A 17,284-nucleotide genomic window follows, 5' to 3' on the forward strand; every position below is an offset into this window, starting at 1 on the left:
CGGGCAGTTCAATCCTGTGTTGAATCATTATGGGGGAAGAAGAATGCTAGTTCAGACCGAGGCTGTCACGCAAAATCTGCAAACGCTCCAGATCGCCGTCGCGGGCGGCCTGTTGCAATGACCGGGTGGGAGCATGAATCAGGCGATTGGTCAGCCGGTGCGCCAGTTCCTGCACGATGGCATCCACATCGCCGCCGTTCTGTATCGCCGCCAGCGCTTTGGCGGTCATATCATCACGCAGGCGATCGGCCTGAGAACGATAGTCGCGGATGGTGTCCACCGCCGCCTGCGCACGCAGCCAGGCCATGAACTCCGAACACTCCTGCTGCACGATGGACTCAGCCTGAATGGCCGCCGCCTTACGCTGCGCCAGATTGTGCTGAATGATCGCCTGCAGATCATCGACGCTATACAGATAAATGTTCGGCAATCGCCCGACTTCAGGCTCGATGTCGCGCGGTACGGCGATGTCCACCATCAGCATCGGCTGATTACGGCGGGTTTTCATCGTACGCTCCATCATCCCTTTACCGATGATGGGCAACGTACTGGCGGTAGAACTGATGACGATGTCCGCCTGCGGCAAATAAGCACCCAGTTCCGCCAGCGTAATCACATCGGCGCCCACTTCTTCGGCCAGCAACTGAGCACGCTCGCGCGTCCGGTTGGCAATCACCATCCGCTTCACGCGATGCTCGCGCAAATGACGGGACACCAGTTCGATGGTTTCGCCTGCGCCCACCAGCAGGACATTGACGTCGGCCAAAGATTCGAAGATCTGCCGCGCCAGCGTACAGGCGGCAAACGCCACCGACACCGCGCTGGCGCCGATATCGGTTTCGGTGCGTACCCGTTTGGCGACGGTAAACGACTTCTGGAACATGCGCTCCAGTTCGCCTGACAATGAACGTTCGCGCTGAGAATCGGCGAAGGCTTTCTTGACCTGCCCCAGAATCTGCGGTTCGCCCAGCACCAGCGAATCCAGTCCGCTGGCGACGCGCATCAGATGGCTGACGGCAGCATTGCCTTCGTGCCAGTAGAGATTTTTACGGATTTCATCAGGACTGAGCCGGTGATAATCACACAACCAGGCGATCAACTGTTCGCGCCGGTTTTCCTGCTCTTCCACGCTGAGATAAAGTTCGGTGCGATTGCAGGTGGAAAGCAACACCCCGCCCTGAACCAGCGGTTGCTGTAACAGACTGTGCAGCGCCTGCCCCTGTCTGTCCGGAGAGAACGCTACACGTTCCCGCAGAGAGACTGGTGCTGTTTTATGATTGATGCCAAGCGCAAGCAGGGTCATGGTCTACAGAGTAATCCCGATGTTAGTATGGGTTTCATCTGAGTGGCATTCTACTTGAAGCCTGCGGGCAAGAAAAGTGACCCTGGGCGACTACATTCACGTTGTTCCACCGCGCCGGGCAGCATCACAGGCATTGACGCTGCCAGTCAACCCCGCTAGCGTGACGCCTTGTTGTGAACCCATGATGCTTGTAACAGGACCTTTTCGACATGCCCAATAATCCCGTTCGCGCCTTACGGTTACTGCCTTTGGCGAGTGTGTTACTGACAGCCTGTACCCTGACGCAGCCCACCTTGCCGGGTAAAAAACCGACCTCTCCCGAGTGGCGCGAACATGAGCAAAAAGTACAAAATCTGACCCAGTATCAGACCCGCGGCTCCTTCGCCTATATTTCCGATAGGAAAAAGCTGTACGCCCGTTTCTTCTGGCAACAGCCTTCTCCACAGCGTTACCGTCTGTTGCTCAGCAATCCGCTAGGGGGCACAGAACTGGAGCTACAAGTCAGCCCGGACCTGGTGCAGATTACCGACAATCAAGGTAAGCGCTACATGGGTAAAGACGCGCAGCACATGGTTCAGCAGCTCACCGGCATGGCGATTCCGCTCGATAATTTGCGCCAGTGGATGCTCGGTCTGCCGGGCGACGCGCAGGATTTCGCTCTGGATGAACGCGCTCTGCTGCGCAGCGTGAACTATCAGCAGGGCGACCAGCACTGGAACGTGTCCTACCTGTCCTATACTGACGGTCCACTGCCGTTGCCGCAGAATCTGGAACTGACCCAGGGCGAGCAACGCATCAAACTGAAAATGGACAACTGGACGACGCAATAGCTCATGGCGACCGCATGCAACCGCTGGCCTTCCCCGGCCAAACTGAATCTGTTTTTATACATCACTGGTCGTCGCCCGGACGGTTACCATAATCTGCAGACGCTGTTTCAGTTTCTGGATTACGGCGACACCCTGGCCATTACGCCACGGCAGGATCAGCAAATCGTCTTACTGACACCGCTGCCCGGCGTTCCCGATGAACAGAATCTGGCCGTTCGCGCCGCCCGCCAGTTGCAGGACCATTGTCGACAGGCCGGATTGCCGTTTGCCGGCGCCGATATCGCCGTCGACAAACGTCTGCCGATGGGCGGCGGCCTGGGCGGTGGTTCGTCTAACGCCGCCACGGTACTGGTGGCGCTGAATCAGCTGTGGGGCAGCCGGATACCGGTCGACACATTGGCCGCACTGGGCCTGAAGCTGGGGGCGGATGTGCCGGTATTCGTGCATGGGCACGCCGCGTTCGCCGAAGGCGTGGGAGAACGGTTAACACCCGCGTCGCCGCCGGAAAAATGGTATCTGGTGGTGCACCCCGGCGTCAGCATTCCCACCCCGCTCATCTTTGCCGATCCGGATTTGACGCGAGATACGCCGGTACGCCCGCTGTCACAATTACTGACACAAACTTTCAGCAACGATTGTGAAGCTGTCGCAAGAAAACGTTTTCGTGAGGTTGAAGAGCGACTTTTATGGCTGTTAGAATACGCACCGTCGCGCCTGACCGGCACCGGCGCTTGCGTGTTTGCCGAATTCGACACCGAGTCCGCCGCTCGTCAGGTGCTAAACCGGGCCCCGGAAGGATTGCATGGTTTTGTTGCGCGTGGTGTTAACGTTTCCCCGCTGCAGCGGCGGCTTTCCGGGCAATTCAAGGATTGCTAAAACACCACCGCCGACCGTGATGTTCTAGCGATCTTTTCCATACACCCGTATGTATATCCTGCTTGCGGTACGACACACGGCCTTCCGCAGGCGGAATATTTCTCTGGACGCAAGCTTGAGGTTCTTCTCGTGCCTGATATGAAGCTTTTTGCTGGTAACGCCACACCGGAACTAGCACAACGTATTGCCAACCGTTTGTACACCAGTCTGGGCGACGCTGCTGTTGGTCGTTTTAGCGACGGCGAAGTCAGCGTACAAATCAACGAAAATGTACGCGGTGGTGATATTTTCATCATCCAGTCGACCTGTGCTCCCACCAATGACAATCTGATGGAGCTGGTCGTAATGGTTGATGCCCTGCGCCGCGCTTCCGCAGGACGTATTACCGCTGTCATCCCCTACTTCGGCTATGCACGTCAGGATCGCCGTGTACGCTCCGCCCGCGTGCCGATTACCGCCAAAGTCGTGGCTGACTTTCTTTCCAGCGTCGGCGTTGACCGTGTCCTGACGGTGGATCTCCACGCCGAGCAGATTCAGGGGTTCTTCGACGTACCGGTAGACAACGTGTTCGGCAGCCCGATTCTGCTGGAAGACATGTTGCAACAGAATCTGGACAACCCGATCGTGGTTTCTCCGGATATCGGCGGCGTGGTTCGCGCTCGCGCTATCGCCAAACTGCTGAACGACACCGATATGGCGATCATCGACAAGCGCCGTCCGCGCGCCAACGTCTCTCAGGTGATGCACATCATCGGTGACGTCGCCGGCCGCGATTGCGTGCTGGTCGACGACATGATCGACACCGGCGGTACCCTGTGCAAAGCGGCGGAAGCCCTGAAAGAGCGTGGCGCTAAACGCGTCTTCGCCTACGCCACCCACCCGATCTTCTCTGGCAACGCTTACGAGAACATCAAGAACTCTGTTATTGATGAAGTGATTGTCTGCGATACCATTCCGCTGTCGGAAAATATCAAGTCGCTGCCGAACGTACGCACGCTGACTTTATCAGGTATGCTGGCAGAAGCCATCCGCCGTATCAGCAACGAAGAATCTATTTCTGCGATGTTCGAGCACTAATCGATATTTCGGCTGCAATGACTACGCCACCGGATAATGATTATCCGGTGGCGTTTTTATTAGAGATGAAGAACATTTCCGTATTTTTACTGAAATACTCAATCGTTCAACAGGATCCTTAATATACCCGTCATACTTCAAGTTGCAGGTGTGTTGGCTACGTTACTCGGCCCCTCCTTGGGCCTCGCCCTTTCAGGGCCGCAGCAAGCTGCGTTCAAATCTGCTCCCGGCAGATTTGTCGTTCACCCGAATAACTTGTCTGAATAAGCTCATCGAGATTCACTCACTTGCCGCCTTCCTGCAACTCGAATTATTTGGGGTATAGACCGGAATGATCGGTTATAGAGCGACTTTGCGCTGAGTCCTGGCTTGTAACGCTTTAACCACAGCCTCCCCAAGCGCCGTTGCAGAAGCTGGGTTTTGTCCGGTAATTAAACGCCCATCAACAACAACGTTGTTCTCAAATATTGGTGCTTCTTCAAACTTTGCCCCGCCTTTCTTCAAAGCACCTTCCAGTTCAAATGGCACGATCTTGTCATACTGCCGGGAAACCTCTTCCGCTGCTGTAAATCCTGTGAGGCGACGACCTTTGATTAAGCTTTCACCGTTGCTGAGTTTCACATTTATGAGCCCTGCCGGGCCATGGCAAACGGCACTAATAACATCCTTGTTTTCGTACATAGTTCGCACAATATTATTGAGTTCAGTATTATTTACAAAATCCCACATCGGACCATGACCACCGACGAGCAGAATCGCAGAATATTTTGATGGGTCAACATCCGATAATTTAATCGTTTGACCAAGCTTGTTTCGGTGTTGGGGGTTGGTCCAAAAATCCAGGCTAGCCTGATCTTTCAAGTCGAAACCATCGAAAGGAGCCAAGCCACCTTTGGGACTTGCAATGTCAAAGTCAAAACCCGCTTTATCAAAGACCTTTACTGGATGAGTCAATTCTGGAAACCAAAATCCCCCAACGAGATTTTCTGTTTTCTTATCCAGACTGGAGACGACAATTAATATCTTTTCCTGTTGTTGAGTTTCCTGGGCAGCCCCCGCAATAACAGATGCCGAGAATACGGTAATGGCGATGATGAGACGCACAAAATACGTTGCAAGTGACATATGATTTCCTTCGGATTGTTGGTGTGTCCTCACTGTATCTGAGTTCAAAACCCAGAGGTAGACGGCTAAAACGGAACAGATTGTTTAAAAAAACATGCCAATAGCCTTGTATTAAGGTGAATTATTACCACAGAATATAAATACGCGAACGAGATGAAAATAATACGAGAGGATTCGAGATGAGCCAAAACAATGATTTTGATGGGTTGCCGGAATTTCTGGCTATCTCGAAAAGGCTTAGTATTCGGAAAGCGGCTATCGATCTTGGCAAAACACCAGGTTCAGTCAGTCAAGCGTTGCAGAAATTGGAGAATCGCCTTGGCATGCTCCTTTTTCATAGGACAACGCGTAAAATGGCATTGACAGAGGCCGGAAAGAACCTGCTCTTGAAGATAGAGCCCGCTGCGCGTGCAATTTCAGTAAGTCTCGAAGACGCGGTTCAGTCGTCAAAGGCTCCGGCTGGGACATTGAGGTTAATCGTAGAGCGTCTGGCCTTACCGCATGTTATTGAACCTTTATTACCCGCATTCCGCCAGGAATGGCCAAATGTAAACCTGGATATTACTGTCAGTAATCGCCACAACAATTTTATTTCTGAGGGTTATGATGCGGGTATCTTGATCGGTTCATACATTGAGCAGGATATGATTGCGATACGACTTTCCAGGCCTTTTCAATGGGCGGTTTTTGGGGCTCCAGCCTATTTCAAACTACATGGGAAACCTAAAGTCACCAATGATCTTGTTCATCATGAATGTATTCGGTTTCGTCGCCCGGAAAAAGGCGATATTTATCGTTGGGAATTTATTGAGAACAATGAAACAGTACGTATTGACCCGACAGGAGCCATTACGGTCAATGATGGTGAACTTATGCGTAACCTTGCTGTTAAAGGGGTCGGCCTCATCTACTCGTCTACATTCCACACTTCGCGCGAACTGGCAACGGGAAGCCTGGAGCCCGCACTGCTTGACTGTTCCCCAGGAAATGATGGTCTTTTTCTCTATTTTTCGAAAGCAGGCAGAAATCAACCCAAGTTGCGCGCGTTTATTGAGACATGTTCCCGTATAATGAATGTTTAAAATTTATAATATATTTTATGTTTAAAATAATTCAAATTGCAGGACAAGGCTCATTTTAGCCTTGTAATACGGTCCCAAAGCAGCGAAACACAGGGGGACCGAGTAGCAAAGCCAGAGCACCTGCAACTTGAAGTATTATGGGTATAAACATGTCGACGGATAAAGCGACACTGCCGCCATCCGGTTTCCACCAGTTGGCGCTTATTGGATATAGCCGTTACTTGTTAATCAGGGATGCCGTTCGCGACGACAGCGTTTATCAAAGTGCTTCAGCCACCAATAACGATCCGTCACATTTTCCCGTCCACTAATACGCGCGCCCGCCAGCCACAAAATAGCGCCGGCAAAAATAGCCAGTAACTCCACGTAATAGAGCGAACCCGGCAAATTCAATTCAGGCAGCTGATTAGCTATCGAATAAGCTATTCCGGCAATCATAAGCAACATACCTAATCCCATAAATACGTTGCCCATCATCACAGCATTTCTACGTTTCATATTTCACCTCCAGAAATATCCAGTGGAAATAACCAAAATATTGCTGCGTGTCTTTCTGATTTATTCACAGTATAAGCAGCACTTCACTATGGGGTTGCGTGAAGGATCACATGTTGGTGATCAAGTGCCCCTGCGTTACACTAACGGTTTTACCAATTATCCTGATACGTCGTGACCTTAGGCTCCCCTAAAAACGTATCATGTGAGTCGTATCAAATTATGAGTGGTATCAAACTGTGAGTGGTATCAAATTGATTGTAGGTCTGGCGAACCCTGGTGCCGAATACGCCACCACCCGCCATAACGCCGGCGCCTGGTACATTGACCGCCTGGCGGAAGCCTACCGACAGCCGCTGAAAGAAGAGAGTAAATTTTTCGGCTATACCGCACGTCTGTCTATGGCGGGTAACGATGTACGCCTGCTGGTGCCCACAACGTTCATGAACCTGAGCGGCAAAGCCGTAGCGGCGATGGCAACCTTCTATCGCATCCAGCCCGATGAAATTCTGGTGGCGCACGATGAACTGGACCTGCCGCCCGGCGTCGCCAAACTGAAGCTCGGTGGCGGTCACGGCGGCCACAATGGGTTGAAGGATATCGTCAGCAAACTCGGCAACAACCCCAATTTTCACCGTTTACGCATCGGCATCGGCCATCCGGGTGATAAAAACAAGGTGGTGGGATTTGTGCTAGGCAAACCGCCCGCCAGCGAACAGACGCTGATCGATCAAGCGATTGACGAATCATTGCGCTGCACCGATATCCTGATGAAGGAAGACATGATCAAAGCCATGAACCGCCTGCACGCGTTCAAAGCGTCATGATGGGCGATCGGGCGAATCGAGTTCATGCCACATTATGTGTATAATTGGCATTAAGACTGACTTTTTCCATTATGACAGGCTTTTTCCAAACAAAGCCTGATGATTAGTGATTTTTAAGGTGACATAAACATGGGATTCAAATGCGGTATCGTTGGGCTGCCTAACGTGGGTAAATCCACTCTGTTCAACGCGCTGACCAAAGCCGGTATCGAAGCGGCCAACTTTCCGTTTTGTACTATCGAACCCAACACCGGCGTAGTGCCGATGCCGGACCTGCGCCTCGACCAGTTGGCCGAGATTGTCAAACCGCAGCGTACCGTCCCCACCACCATGGAGTTTGTGGATATCGCCGGTCTGGTGAAAGGCGCCTCCAAAGGCGAAGGTCTGGGCAACCAGTTCCTGACCAACATCCGTGAAACCGAAGCCATCGGCCACGTGGTACGTTGCTTTGAAAATGAAAATATCATCCACGTTGCCGGTAAAGTGAACCCTGCCGATGATATTGATACCATCAACACTGAGCTGGCGTTGTCGGATCTGGACACCTGTGAACGCGCGCTGCATCGCGTACAGAAGAAAGCCAAAGGCGGCGATAAAGACGCGAAAGTTGAACAAGCCGCGCTGGAAAAATGCCTGCCGCAGTTGGAAAACGCCGGTATGCTGCGCGCGCTGGATCTAAGCGCGGAAGAGAAAGCGGCGATCCGCTATCTGAGCTTCCTGACCCTTAAACCAACAATGTACATTGCCAACGTTAATGAAGACGGCTTCGAGAACAACCCTTATCTGGATCAGGTTCGCGAAATCGCAGCGAGAGAAGGTTCCGTGGTAGTGCCGGTATGTGCCGCGGTTGAATCCGACATTGCTGAACTTGATGATGAAGAGCGCGATGAATTCATGGCGGAGCTGGGTCTGGAAGAGCCAGGCTTAAACCGCGTAATCCGCGCGGGTTATGAATTGCTGAACCTGCAAACCTACTTCACCGCTGGCGTAAAAGAAGTTCGCGCCTGGACCATCCCGGTTGGCGCCACTGCCCCACAGGCGGCCGGTAAAATTCACACCGACTTCGAAAAAGGGTTTATTCGCGCCCAGACTATCGCCTTTGATGATTTCATCACTTACAAAGGTGAACAAGGCGCCAAAGAAGCCGGTAAAATGCGTTCAGAAGGGAAAGAATATATCGTTAAAGATGGCGATATTATGAACTTCTTGTTTAACGTCTAAATTTTCTTCTGTTGTCTTCATGAGGCTTCACTGATTCTCATGAAGGCCGACAAACCCATAAAATCCACGCAGTTGCGTGGATTTTTCTTTTCGTAATGTCTCATGTAATGGACTGACCCCCTCCCCGGTAGACGATCCTGGACTGGCCCTGGACTGACCCCACAACCGCAAACAGCCCCATGAATCCCTGAATAATCTGACGCCAGCAGAATACCGGCATGATGGCTGAAAAACCGGATATATCAAAAAGTACGTGGAACTAAAACGGGTGTGCTTACAGTATGCGCTGACGTACCGTCACAGTACGTATTGAGTGTCTGTGTTTTCCCTAGGTAACTCTACGGGCTGGTTGCGTTTGAATGTGTAGCGGTACATATTCAGATAAACGGCCCCCGGCGACACAGTCATCTCGAAGACATTAGTCCAAAATGGATAAACAGGTGTTGTGGTAGCTAGCCTTAGAGGAAGACACAAATCAAAGTGAGTACATGAATGAGTATAAAAATAAATAAACTATTTATCAAAATTTTAAACTTAAAATCACAGTTCAACGTCTAATTTTCTTCTGTTGTCTTCATGAGGATTCACTGAATCTCATGAAGGCCGACAAACCCATAAAATCCACGCAGTTGCGTGGATTTTTCTTTTTATGCTGTCTTACCAGGTCTTGTGGAGGCGCGTTGAAAAACGCGTATAAACAGTTTCCATCTTTATGGTAGTCGGGTACAACAGCATTATAAGAAATGTATAAGAAACCATGATGCTCGCAGATATTCAGTTATGAGCATAATTTTTTTCGTAAAAAATGAGAGTTACCTTTGTTTGCATCAGGTGTTTGCATCAGGGCGCCACCATCGGTAACTCTCACGCTTTCAGGCTGATATGTCAGAGCTGGTCGGGATAATGCAAATGATTATTTACCGACAAAGGTGGTCACACTTAACGGATTCAGCCATACCGTCGCCTTGCCGCTGTCATCGACCTGATATGAGCCGCCATATTCAACATTCAGCACTTCTGATGTGCTGTATTTTTCAAATTTACCGACGTTAGCGTTACTGATATTCAGCGACAACATTTGGTCTGAGTCATTCGTGTTTACAGCAACAATAACCATTTTTCCATCCGAGTTCTTGTAGGCTGTAAGGTGAACATTTGACTGGGGATTTTCCGTAGCCTGAATACGAAGGGCACCAGGGCGAACAAACCGGGCATATTGCGACATCACGTAACCACGCTTACTGACTTTACCGTCTTCAGTCAGTAATCCATACGAGCGACGGATATACCACCAGACATAGGCGCTATAATTTGACACCATGCTGGCATTCAGTTCAGTACCCACGTCAAGGGCTGAGGTCCAGTTATTGGCCGATTGTTTGGAATCAACATAGTGTTCGGTCATCCACAGTTGCTTACCTGCATTCTGTGCTAACGGATACGGTTTAGGCGTCGTTCCATACAGGTGCCCACCGATGATTGACACATATTTTGATGCGTCACTATCTTTCAATACCGGATCAGTTAATGCAGGGTTAAAACCTAACGATTCCGCGACAATGACTTTGAGTGAACCAAATTTAGATCCTTGCGATTTGAGATAGTTTTTGAATTCATCACCACTCCACTCGCAGGATTCATAATCAGGCTTCCAGTCGGGCTCGTTTTGTATAGAAATAGCATAAATGGGGGCACTGTTAGTCTGCATGTATTTGGAAAAATCCAGCAGGTGCGAGGTATAGGCAGAGTAATGTGCCGGAAGCAAACGCCCACCGTTTATCAAACTGTTGTTGCTTTTCATATACGCGGGTGGCGTCCAGGGGGTAGCCATTAATTTAGCCCCCAGCGAGACGGCCTTACGCGCACTCGGAACTTGTATATTCCATTTATTGTAGTCGGGATCAATTCTTATTCGCATAATTGATAGCCCTATCTGGCCAGCATCATTACCGAATGCAGTATTAATTTGCTCTGTTGTCAGATCATTTATCCACCCAGCACCATTCATCCCGCCAAAACCTTGAATTGTCTGGTAATTAACTTTTGCGTCAATCTTCACTGTATCAGCATAGGCAGAAAACGCTCCTGCCGTGACTGAAACCACAATAGCCGCACTCAAACAATGGCGAACCCAGCAAGTTACATTTCCATTCATAGCATCCATCCTTAATAACATGAATATTGGGAAACAATTATAAAAACTAACTTTATTATTCCTGAAAAGCTATAAATACAACAAACAAAAGCCACCTATATTTAATTTTGATGGCATCTTATTTATATTCCATTTTTATATTTAGTTCTAGCGCTAAAATCTGCATCCCCGTCTTCTATATTGGGTAAATAGTATCAGCAGATTAATCAGATGCGGGCTAATAATGACGTTATCTTATTTTCCTGTCTTTTTCCTAAAGTATAAAACGAGAAAACCAGAGCAGGTTCTGACCGCAGGAGCGGCCAGAAAACCCTATATCACCAGTTAGTCAAGGCCCATCAGAGCACAGCATGATTGCTTTTTCTCACCTTACTTCAGCAACCTGACCTTCACCGCCTTCCCTTTAATTTTCCCCTGCTGCAACTGCTTCCACGCGTGGCGCGCCACCGACTGCTTCACCGCCACATAGGCGTGCATCGGATGAATCGTAATCTTACCGATATCAGCGCCATCCAGCCCCATGTCGCCGGTTAATGCGCCCAAAATATCGCCGGGACGCATTTTGGCTTTCTTGCCGCCGTCGATGCACAGCGTCGCCATCGTCGCTTCCAGCGGGGTGATGCGTAATCCGGTCGGCAGCGGATGCCAGCTGAGTTTCATATTCAGCATCTCTTCCAGCGCATTGGCACGCTGGGCCTCTTCCGGCGCGCAGAGACTGATGGCCAGCCCGCTTTCACCGGCGCGGGCGGTACGGCCGATGCGGTGAATATGCACCTCGGGATCCCACGACAACTCGTAGTTAATCACCATCTCCAGCGCTTTGATATCCAGCCCACGCGCGGCAACGTCGGTTGCCACCAGCACGCGGCTGCTACCGTTAGCGAAGCGTACCAGCGTCTGGTCGCGGTCACGCTGTTCCATGTCGCCGTGCAGCGCCAGCACGCTCTGGTTACTGTCGGTCAGGGCATCGTATACCGCCTGACAATCTTTTTTGGTATTGCAGAACACCACGCAGGAAGCCGGTTGTTCGCGGCTGAGCAGTTTTTGCAGCAGATCGATTTTACCGCTGCGGGAAACTTCATAGAACTGCTGTTCAATCGCCGGCAGTTCATCCACCGTGTCGATTGCGATGGTCAGCGGATCGCGCTGAATACGGTGGCTAATGGCGGCAATGGCATCCGGCCAGGTGGCGGAAAACAGCAGCGTTTGACGCTGAGCGGGCACGTGGGCGATAACCTCATCGATGGCGTCGGCAAAACCCATATCGAGCATCCGGTCAGCTTCATCCAGCACCAGCGTCTGCAGGGCATCAAGGCTTACCGTCTCCTTTTTCAGGTGATCCAGCAGTCGGCCCGGCGTGGCGACAATGATGTGAGGAGCATGGATCAGCGAGTCGCGCTGGAGACTGAACGGCACACCGCCGCACAGCGTCAGCACCTTGATGTTCGGCAGGTAGCGCGCCAGCCGGCGCAGTTCATTGGCGACCTGATCGGCGAGTTCGCGTGTCGGGCACAGCACCAGCGACTGGGTGTTGAACTGCCCGGCATCCAACTGCTGCAACAGGCCCAGCCCGAAAGCCGCGGTTTTGCCGCTGCCGGTTTTCGCCTGCGCGCGGACATCTTTACCTGCGAGGATCGCTGGTAACGCCGCGGCCTGAATCGGGGTCATGGTCAGGTAGCCCAGCTCGTTAAGGGTGGTGAGTTGTTCCGCAGGAAGCGCGTTAAGTTCAGCAAATGAGGTCACGGTGAGAATTCCAGATGAAATAAGCCGGCAATGATACCATCCCTTTCCTGCCGCGCCGTGAGGAGTTTTCACCTCGCCGCCATCGGGTTCGGCTAATATCGCAAGGCAGGGTTAGCTCAGGTCACTTTTTTCGAAGAGAGACTTTCGAAAAGAAATGTTCGACAAGAAATATTCGAAGAGAAATGAGCGGCGAATAAAAACGAATGCCGAGACGTTAACTCATCATTCACACCGCGCATTCATTAACCCTGGAGTAAATACGATGAACCCTGTCTCCCGCTTCCAACCTTCCATTGCCCGTCGTCTGGCTATCCCGGTACTGCTGTTTTCTTTGCACGTCCCGCAGGTGTTTGCTGCCGGCGACGACGACACCAACCGTAAAACGCCCGACTGCCCGGCCGGCCAGATTTATAACAGCGCCACGAAACAGTGTGTGCCGGAGAAAACCAGCCGTCTTAGCGATCAGGATAAAACGAACTATGCTTATCATCTGGCTAAAAAAGGTGAGTATCAGGCGGCGCTGAACCTGCTGGATACCCTGAAAAACGGCAATACCGCCGAAGCCTGGAACTACCGGGGGTACGCCACGCGAAAACTCGGGCGTACCGACGAAGGCATCGGCTATTATCAACGCTCGCTGGCGCTTAACCCGAATTATGCGAAAGTGCGCGAATATCTCGGCGAAGCGTGGCTGGTGAAAGGCCGCCCCGATCTGGCGCGGGAACAACTGAAAACGATCGCCGGTCTGTGCGGCCAAAACTGCGAAGAGTATCGCGATTTACAGGCCGCGATTAACGGGCATCCTGAATCCTGAGTATCAGCACGAGGACAAAAAAATCACTACCAGTGAAGTTCGCCAGCAGCTTGCCGCGCATCTGACACGCCTGTGGCGCTATGGTCTGGTGCTGTCGCGCAGTCACGACGCTGCTGAAGAATTAGTTCAGTCCACCTGCGTTCGCGCGCTCGAAAAGAGCGCGCAATTTACGCCGGGTACCCGTATCGACAGATGGCTATTTTCCATTCTTCACTCTATTTGGATTTCCGACCTGCGCGCCCGCCGCGTGCGTATGGGGCAAGGATTTGTCGAAAGCGATGAATTGTTGGCGCCGGATACCCACGCGCTGAATGACGATCGCCGGCATTACCAGAAAATCATGCAACGGGTAAACGCGCTGCCTGAAGCGCAACGCAACGCCATATTTTTAGTTTATGTCGAAGGGTTTACCTATCAGGAGGCGGCAGACACGTTATCGGTACCGATCGGCACGATTATGAGCCGGCTGGCGGCGGCACGGACCATTCTGGCCCAATCGGTTGACGCCCCGGTGTCCGAGAAGGAAAAACGTTCATGAGATCAACGAGTTTTATTCCCCCTTACAGCGACGAAGCCATCGTTGCCTGGCTTGACGGTGAGATGAATGACACCGATGCACAGCGGTTCGAACAAGAGCTCAGAAGCGACGATCAACTTGCCGTGCGCATCGCTACGCTGCAGAAAAGCGATCTGGCGTTTAAAGAAGCCTTCGAGCCGTTGCTCGATGACGCGCCCCAGGCCCGCATGCAGCATCGGCTTGAGCAACTGCTAACAACGACGCCCTCGGCGGGAGAAACCTCACCGCGCACCGGGGTTAGCCGCCGTTCGCTGATTGCCGCCTCGCTCAGTTTTCTGGTGATGGGTTCAGGGCTGGGGTATCTGGCGCGCCCGGCCTCGGCGGTGCGTAGCGAGAGCGAGAAAATTCGCGATCTTGAGGCCCGCTACATGTCGCTATACAGCGCGGAAACGCTGCTCGATATGGACAGCGCATCGCCCGTGCTGGCTCGCGGACTGGCGCGTACCGCGCAGGACATTGGGCTACATCTGAGCGAACAGCAGCTTACTATTCAAGGCGCGGAGCTGAAAATGGTACGTATGCTGCGCTACGACAGCACCTCAATCGCACAGATTGCCTGGATGCATGCCGATTACGGGCCGATGGCGTTGTGCATTTCCCCTGATCGTCAACAAAGCGCAACCTCGATCAACCATGAACAGCGACATGGAATGCATCTGGCCTGGTGGTATGCCGGGGGCTATCAGTTCGTATTGATCGGCCGCAATCCCGTCTCGCAGCTTAGCGATAGCGCGCTCAGGTTGCAGACCTCACTGACCTAACCTGTGGCCCAACGATGCCCTTCCCTCCACGCCCCGCTAGCCAGCGCGTGGAGGAAGGGGTTTCATAATGCGCGCCGGACCTGCGCCTGAATATCAATGTTAATCGCGACCCGGTCATCCACCAGCGCCATAAACCGATCCATATCAAAGGCCGAACGTGAAATAGCGGTTGTCGCATGAAGAAACAACGTCCCCCCGGTCGGCGATGCGCCCGTATATTCCTCCAGCGTGGTTTCCAGAACGACGGGTCGCTGAATGTTTTTTACCGACAGCGAACCAAACACCCGAAAGTGGCCATGCCCTTGCGCCACAACCCTATTGCTGGTGAAAACAATCCAGGGATAGTGTTTTGCGTCAAAAAACATACCGCTTTTCAACTGGTAGGTCAGCAGGGAGTTGGACGCTTCAAGCGTAGCAACGGGGATTTTCACTTCAATGCGATCATCGGTTTCCTTCGCGGAATCCAGTGTGACGTCCCCCGTTACGCCATCCAGATGCGCCTGTGAGGTATCGCCAAATGCGCGCCATGACAACGCAATGGCGGTCTTATTCGTTGAAATAGTGTAGTTGAGGGGAGTGGCGTGTAGCGTTGAACTTATCAGCAGCCCAACGGCCACTGCGGGAATGATGCGCATCATAACGGGAAGCTCCTCAAAGCAGACAACGCGTAAACGCTTCAAGGTGCTACTTTATTCATTCCCCCTGGGGACAGACAAAAAACGGCCGCATCAAGGCCCGGACATTCACCGTAAAAATGAATCATGCGCTGATTTTTCACACAGTAAACGCCAGATGAATTTCCCGGTCGGACAAACGGCGCAAATACCGGGAGTGTTCTGAGTTAACCGAATATCCGAATATCTCGATACGGTTTCGGCCGTTGGCCTTGGCCTGATATAACGCGTTATCGGCCTTTTTGATCAGTTGCTGATAATCCGGGTGGTTATCGAACTCGGCAATACCAACGCTGATGGTTACCGAGATGCCCTTTTCCGCCGTTGCCGGAATATATAACCCGGCGATCAATTGACGAATCGAATCAAAGATCATGGCGGCTTGCGACGTCTGGGTTTCGACCAGCAGCACCATGAATTCTTCGCCGCCATAGCGAAAGACATAATCGCTGCTTCGCACACTTTCGTATATTTTCGTCGCGATTGTCTTAAGTGTCAGATTACCGGTTTCATGCCCGTAATTGTCATTGATCTTTTTGAAATGATCGATATCAATCATCGCCAGAATAAACGGCTTTCCCGAGCTGATAGCCAGCGCGATTTCCCGCCGCATAATGGTCGGAATAAAGCGGCGATTGAGCAGATTAGTCAGCGGATCCTTACCGTTTTCGAATTTAATCAGTTCATCAAACATGGAACAGAGTATTGAATTAACCTGCCCAACTAACTGGCGGACGTCGCGTAATAATTGAGTGCGTATCGCCGTATTTTCGACGTGGTGGGGAAATGTCTCCCTCACCCGATTATCCACCTGCCGGATCAATGCCTCCAGCTTTTTCAATAAATCCGGACCATTGAACAAATGCCGTCCTTTATGAAAAAACCACAGACCAAATTCCGATTTTTCCAGCAGGACAATCTCTTCAGACGGTAGCCCAGTCGCCACGTTATAAATGAACTGATTTTCCCAATTCATTAATGCGCCAAGTTGCCGCTCTCGTTCAACATTCACATCGTCATAAATCGACAAAATACGATAGCGTTCCTGATCGCGCATCGCGCTTTTGTAACCGGGAGAATACGCGGTGGTCATCGCCTCAATCGCGGTATCGATAACCAGACTGCTAAAACAGACCGCCTGATTAATCAGCGCGGCATCCAGGTTGCGTTTCCTGTCCAATAACCTGAACAGTTCATTTTTCAGTTTACGCGCGCCTCTGGCCACCAGGTCGGTCGGAATACCGATGCGCGCATGAATAACGCCAACCTGCTGCTGCCGTTCCAGCAATGCCGATAACGACTCGGTGGCGCTGCCCAATACCGAACGTAGCCAGTGATACATACTTTCGTTGAGTTGGTTGGCGACTTGTTGGGTATTGAGATACAGACTGGCCTTTTTATCCTGAAGCATATAGTCGTAAAACACGCTGACCAGCTGACGCAATTCTTCTTCACATAAATCGCGTAATAATTCATGAGCGTCAGAAGACGTCAAATTAACCAGCTCTTGCCACTCAGCGAGCAGCAATTCATTATTATCACTTTGTTCAGTATGCATTATTAAATTAACAGTAAGTTGTTTTCATATTGTCCTACGACGTCGCCTGACAAACTCGTGGCCCCTTTTTGACGCCACGGAGTGTACCCAACTTACCTCAAATTCCCAAATGTATTTCAGCGCCAATACATTAATAAAATTACTTATTTTGGTAATGATTCGTTAA

The 17,284-nt window shown here is 51.4% G+C and carries 16 protein-coding genes and 1 pseudogene; 10 read left to right on the forward strand and 7 right to left on the reverse strand.

Annotation, left to right across the window (positions count from 1 at the left end; all coding sequences use genetic code 11):
- Nucleotides 1-46: 46 nt before the first annotated feature.
- The gene (gene hemA / locus DDA898_RS00280) at nucleotides 47-1,303 is read right to left on the reverse strand and encodes a glutamyl-tRNA reductase (RefSeq protein ID WP_038909811.1); all 1,257 of its coding nucleotides are present in this window, start codon (nucleotides 1,301-1,303) and stop codon (nucleotides 47-49) included.
- 209 nt (nucleotides 1,304-1,512) lie between these two features.
- On the opposite strand from hemA, the gene lolB reads away from it, so the two are divergent.
- The 3 genes from lolB to prs all read left to right on the forward strand — a co-directional run bounded on the left by lolB (nucleotide 1,513) and on the right by prs (nucleotide 4,086).
- On the forward strand, nucleotides 1,513-2,133 hold the full coding sequence (lolB, locus tag DDA898_RS00285) for a lipoprotein insertase outer membrane protein LolB (protein WP_013317992.1): 621 nt from the start codon (nucleotides 1,513-1,515) through the stop codon (nucleotides 2,131-2,133).
- Nucleotides 2,134-2,136: 3 nt separating this feature from the next.
- A complete protein-coding gene (ispE, locus tag DDA898_RS00290) occupies nucleotides 2,137-3,009 on the forward strand; it encodes a 4-(cytidine 5'-diphospho)-2-C-methyl-D-erythritol kinase (protein ID WP_038901247.1) in 873 nt (290 codons plus the stop codon).
- Between the two features lie 129 nt (nucleotides 3,010-3,138).
- Nucleotides 3,139-4,086, forward strand: coding sequence for a ribose-phosphate diphosphokinase (gene prs / locus DDA898_RS00295; protein ID WP_012769780.1), 948 nt, complete (start codon nucleotides 3,139-3,141; stop codon nucleotides 4,084-4,086).
- 339 nt (nucleotides 4,087-4,425) lie between these two features.
- Here prs and DDA898_RS00300 read toward each other — a convergent pair whose 3' ends face one another.
- The gene (locus DDA898_RS00300; protein WP_038909812.1) at nucleotides 4,426-5,211 is read right to left on the reverse strand and encodes a type 1 glutamine amidotransferase domain-containing protein; all 786 of its coding nucleotides are present in this window, start codon (nucleotides 5,209-5,211) and stop codon (nucleotides 4,426-4,428) included.
- A gap of 179 nt (nucleotides 5,212-5,390) precedes the next feature.
- Between DDA898_RS00300 and DDA898_RS00305 the strand changes: the two genes are divergently transcribed.
- Nucleotides 5,391-6,293, forward strand: a complete 903-nt coding sequence (locus tag DDA898_RS00305) for a LysR family transcriptional regulator (RefSeq protein WP_038909813.1) — start codon at nucleotides 5,391-5,393, stop codon at nucleotides 6,291-6,293.
- 228 nt (nucleotides 6,294-6,521) lie between these two features.
- On the opposite strand, the gene ychH is transcribed toward DDA898_RS00305, so the two are convergent.
- A complete protein-coding gene (ychH, locus tag DDA898_RS00310; RefSeq protein ID WP_013317997.1) occupies nucleotides 6,522-6,791 on the reverse strand; it encodes a stress-induced protein YchH in 270 nt (89 codons plus the stop codon).
- Between the two features lie 236 nt (nucleotides 6,792-7,027).
- Here ychH and pth point away from each other — a divergent pair, with 236 nt between their 5' ends.
- From pth to DDA898_RS23470, 3 genes and pseudogenes are all read left to right on the forward strand, one after another.
- Entirely contained in the window at nucleotides 7,028-7,615 is a 588-nt protein-coding gene (pth, locus tag DDA898_RS00315) for an aminoacyl-tRNA hydrolase (protein WP_013317998.1), read from the forward strand.
- Between the two features lie 129 nt (nucleotides 7,616-7,744).
- On the forward strand, nucleotides 7,745-8,836 hold the full coding sequence (gene ychF / locus DDA898_RS00320) for a redox-regulated ATPase YchF (RefSeq protein ID WP_013317999.1): 1,092 nt from the start codon (nucleotides 7,745-7,747) through the stop codon (nucleotides 8,834-8,836).
- 160 nt (nucleotides 8,837-8,996) lie between these two features.
- Nucleotides 8,997-9,099 (forward strand): annotated as a pseudogene (locus DDA898_RS23470) (integrase); the annotation flags it as partial.
- Nucleotides 9,100-9,749: 650 nt separating this feature from the next.
- Here DDA898_RS23470 and DDA898_RS00325 read toward each other — a convergent pair.
- On the reverse strand, nucleotides 9,750-10,991 hold the full coding sequence (locus DDA898_RS00325) for a glycoside hydrolase family 30 protein (protein ID WP_038909814.1): 1,242 nt from the start codon (nucleotides 10,989-10,991) through the stop codon (nucleotides 9,750-9,752).
- 369 nt (nucleotides 10,992-11,360) lie between these two features.
- The gene (gene dbpA / locus DDA898_RS00330; protein ID WP_038909815.1) at nucleotides 11,361-12,734 is read right to left on the reverse strand and encodes an ATP-dependent RNA helicase DbpA; all 1,374 of its coding nucleotides are present in this window, start codon (nucleotides 12,732-12,734) and stop codon (nucleotides 11,361-11,363) included.
- Nucleotides 12,735-12,996: 262 nt separating this feature from the next.
- Between dbpA and DDA898_RS00335 the strand changes: the two genes are divergently transcribed.
- Genes DDA898_RS00335 through DDA898_RS00345 form a run of 3 tightly spaced genes read left to right on the forward strand, consistent with a single transcriptional unit; the run spans nucleotide 12,997 to nucleotide 14,886 of the window.
- The gene (locus DDA898_RS00335) at nucleotides 12,997-13,548 is read left to right on the forward strand and encodes a tetratricopeptide repeat protein (RefSeq protein ID WP_033111862.1); all 552 of its coding nucleotides are present in this window, start codon (nucleotides 12,997-12,999) and stop codon (nucleotides 13,546-13,548) included.
- 22 nt (nucleotides 13,549-13,570) lie between these two features.
- Nucleotides 13,571-14,086 (forward strand): sigma-70 family RNA polymerase sigma factor, encoded by a 516-nt coding sequence (locus tag DDA898_RS00340; protein ID WP_171851947.1) that lies wholly within the window; start codon nucleotides 13,571-13,573, stop codon nucleotides 14,084-14,086.
- Entirely contained in the window at nucleotides 14,083-14,886 is an 804-nt protein-coding gene (locus DDA898_RS00345; protein WP_038909816.1) for an anti-sigma factor family protein, read from the forward strand. The genes DDA898_RS00340 and DDA898_RS00345 overlap by 4 nt, the downstream gene beginning before the upstream one ends.
- 62 nt (nucleotides 14,887-14,948) lie before the next feature.
- On the opposite strand, the gene DDA898_RS00350 is transcribed toward DDA898_RS00345, so the two are convergent.
- Together DDA898_RS00350 and DDA898_RS00355 are read right to left on the reverse strand one after the other, a co-directional pair.
- Nucleotides 14,949-15,524: a YceI family protein gene (locus DDA898_RS00350; RefSeq protein WP_038909817.1), complete on the reverse strand. Its 576-nt coding sequence runs from the start codon at nucleotides 15,522-15,524 to the stop codon at nucleotides 14,949-14,951.
- A gap of 136 nt (nucleotides 15,525-15,660) precedes the next feature.
- Nucleotides 15,661-17,118: a diguanylate cyclase gene (locus DDA898_RS00355; RefSeq protein WP_081639196.1), complete on the reverse strand. Its 1,458-nt coding sequence runs from the start codon at nucleotides 17,116-17,118 to the stop codon at nucleotides 15,661-15,663.
- Nucleotides 17,119-17,284 lie beyond the last annotated feature (166 nt).

It is taken from the genome of Dickeya dadantii NCPPB 898 (assembly GCF_000406145.1).
GTDB lineage: Bacteria > Pseudomonadota > Gammaproteobacteria > Enterobacterales > Enterobacteriaceae > Dickeya > Dickeya dadantii.

Bases quoted from the DNA above. Each gene is read 5' to 3' on its own strand.
- ispE (WP_038901247.1), top strand. From the start codon at position 2,137: ATGGCGACCGCATGCAACCGCTGGCCTTCCCCGGCCAAACTGAATCTG.
- ychF (WP_013317999.1), top strand. From the start codon at position 7,745: ATGGGATTCAAATGCGGTATCGTTGGGCTGCCTAACGTGGGTAAATCC.
- DDA898_RS00335 (WP_033111862.1), top strand. From the start codon at position 12,997: ATGAACCCTGTCTCCCGCTTCCAACCTTCCATTGCCCGTCGTCTGGCT.
- DDA898_RS00350 (WP_038909817.1), bottom strand. From the start codon at position 15,524: ATGATGCGCATCATTCCCGCAGTGGCCGTTGGGCTGCTGATAAGTTCA.
- lolB (WP_013317992.1), top strand. From the start codon at position 1,513: ATGCCCAATAATCCCGTTCGCGCCTTACGGTTACTGCCTTTGGCGAGT.
- ychH (WP_013317997.1), bottom strand. From the start codon at position 6,791: ATGAAACGTAGAAATGCTGTGATGATGGGCAACGTATTTATGGGATTA.
- DDA898_RS00345 (WP_038909816.1), top strand. From the start codon at position 14,083: ATGAGATCAACGAGTTTTATTCCCCCTTACAGCGACGAAGCCATCGTT.
- DDA898_RS00300 (WP_038909812.1), bottom strand. From the start codon at position 5,211: ATGTCACTTGCAACGTATTTTGTGCGTCTCATCATCGCCATTACCGTA.
- DDA898_RS00325 (WP_038909814.1), bottom strand. From the start codon at position 10,991: ATGAATGGAAATGTAACTTGCTGGGTTCGCCATTGTTTGAGTGCGGCT.
- DDA898_RS00305 (WP_038909813.1), top strand. From the start codon at position 5,391: ATGAGCCAAAACAATGATTTTGATGGGTTGCCGGAATTTCTGGCTATC.
- DDA898_RS00355 (WP_081639196.1), bottom strand. From the start codon at position 17,118: ATGCATACTGAACAAAGTGATAATAATGAATTGCTGCTCGCTGAGTGG.
- hemA (WP_038909811.1), bottom strand. From the start codon at position 1,303: ATGACCCTGCTTGCGCTTGGCATCAATCATAAAACAGCACCAGTCTCT.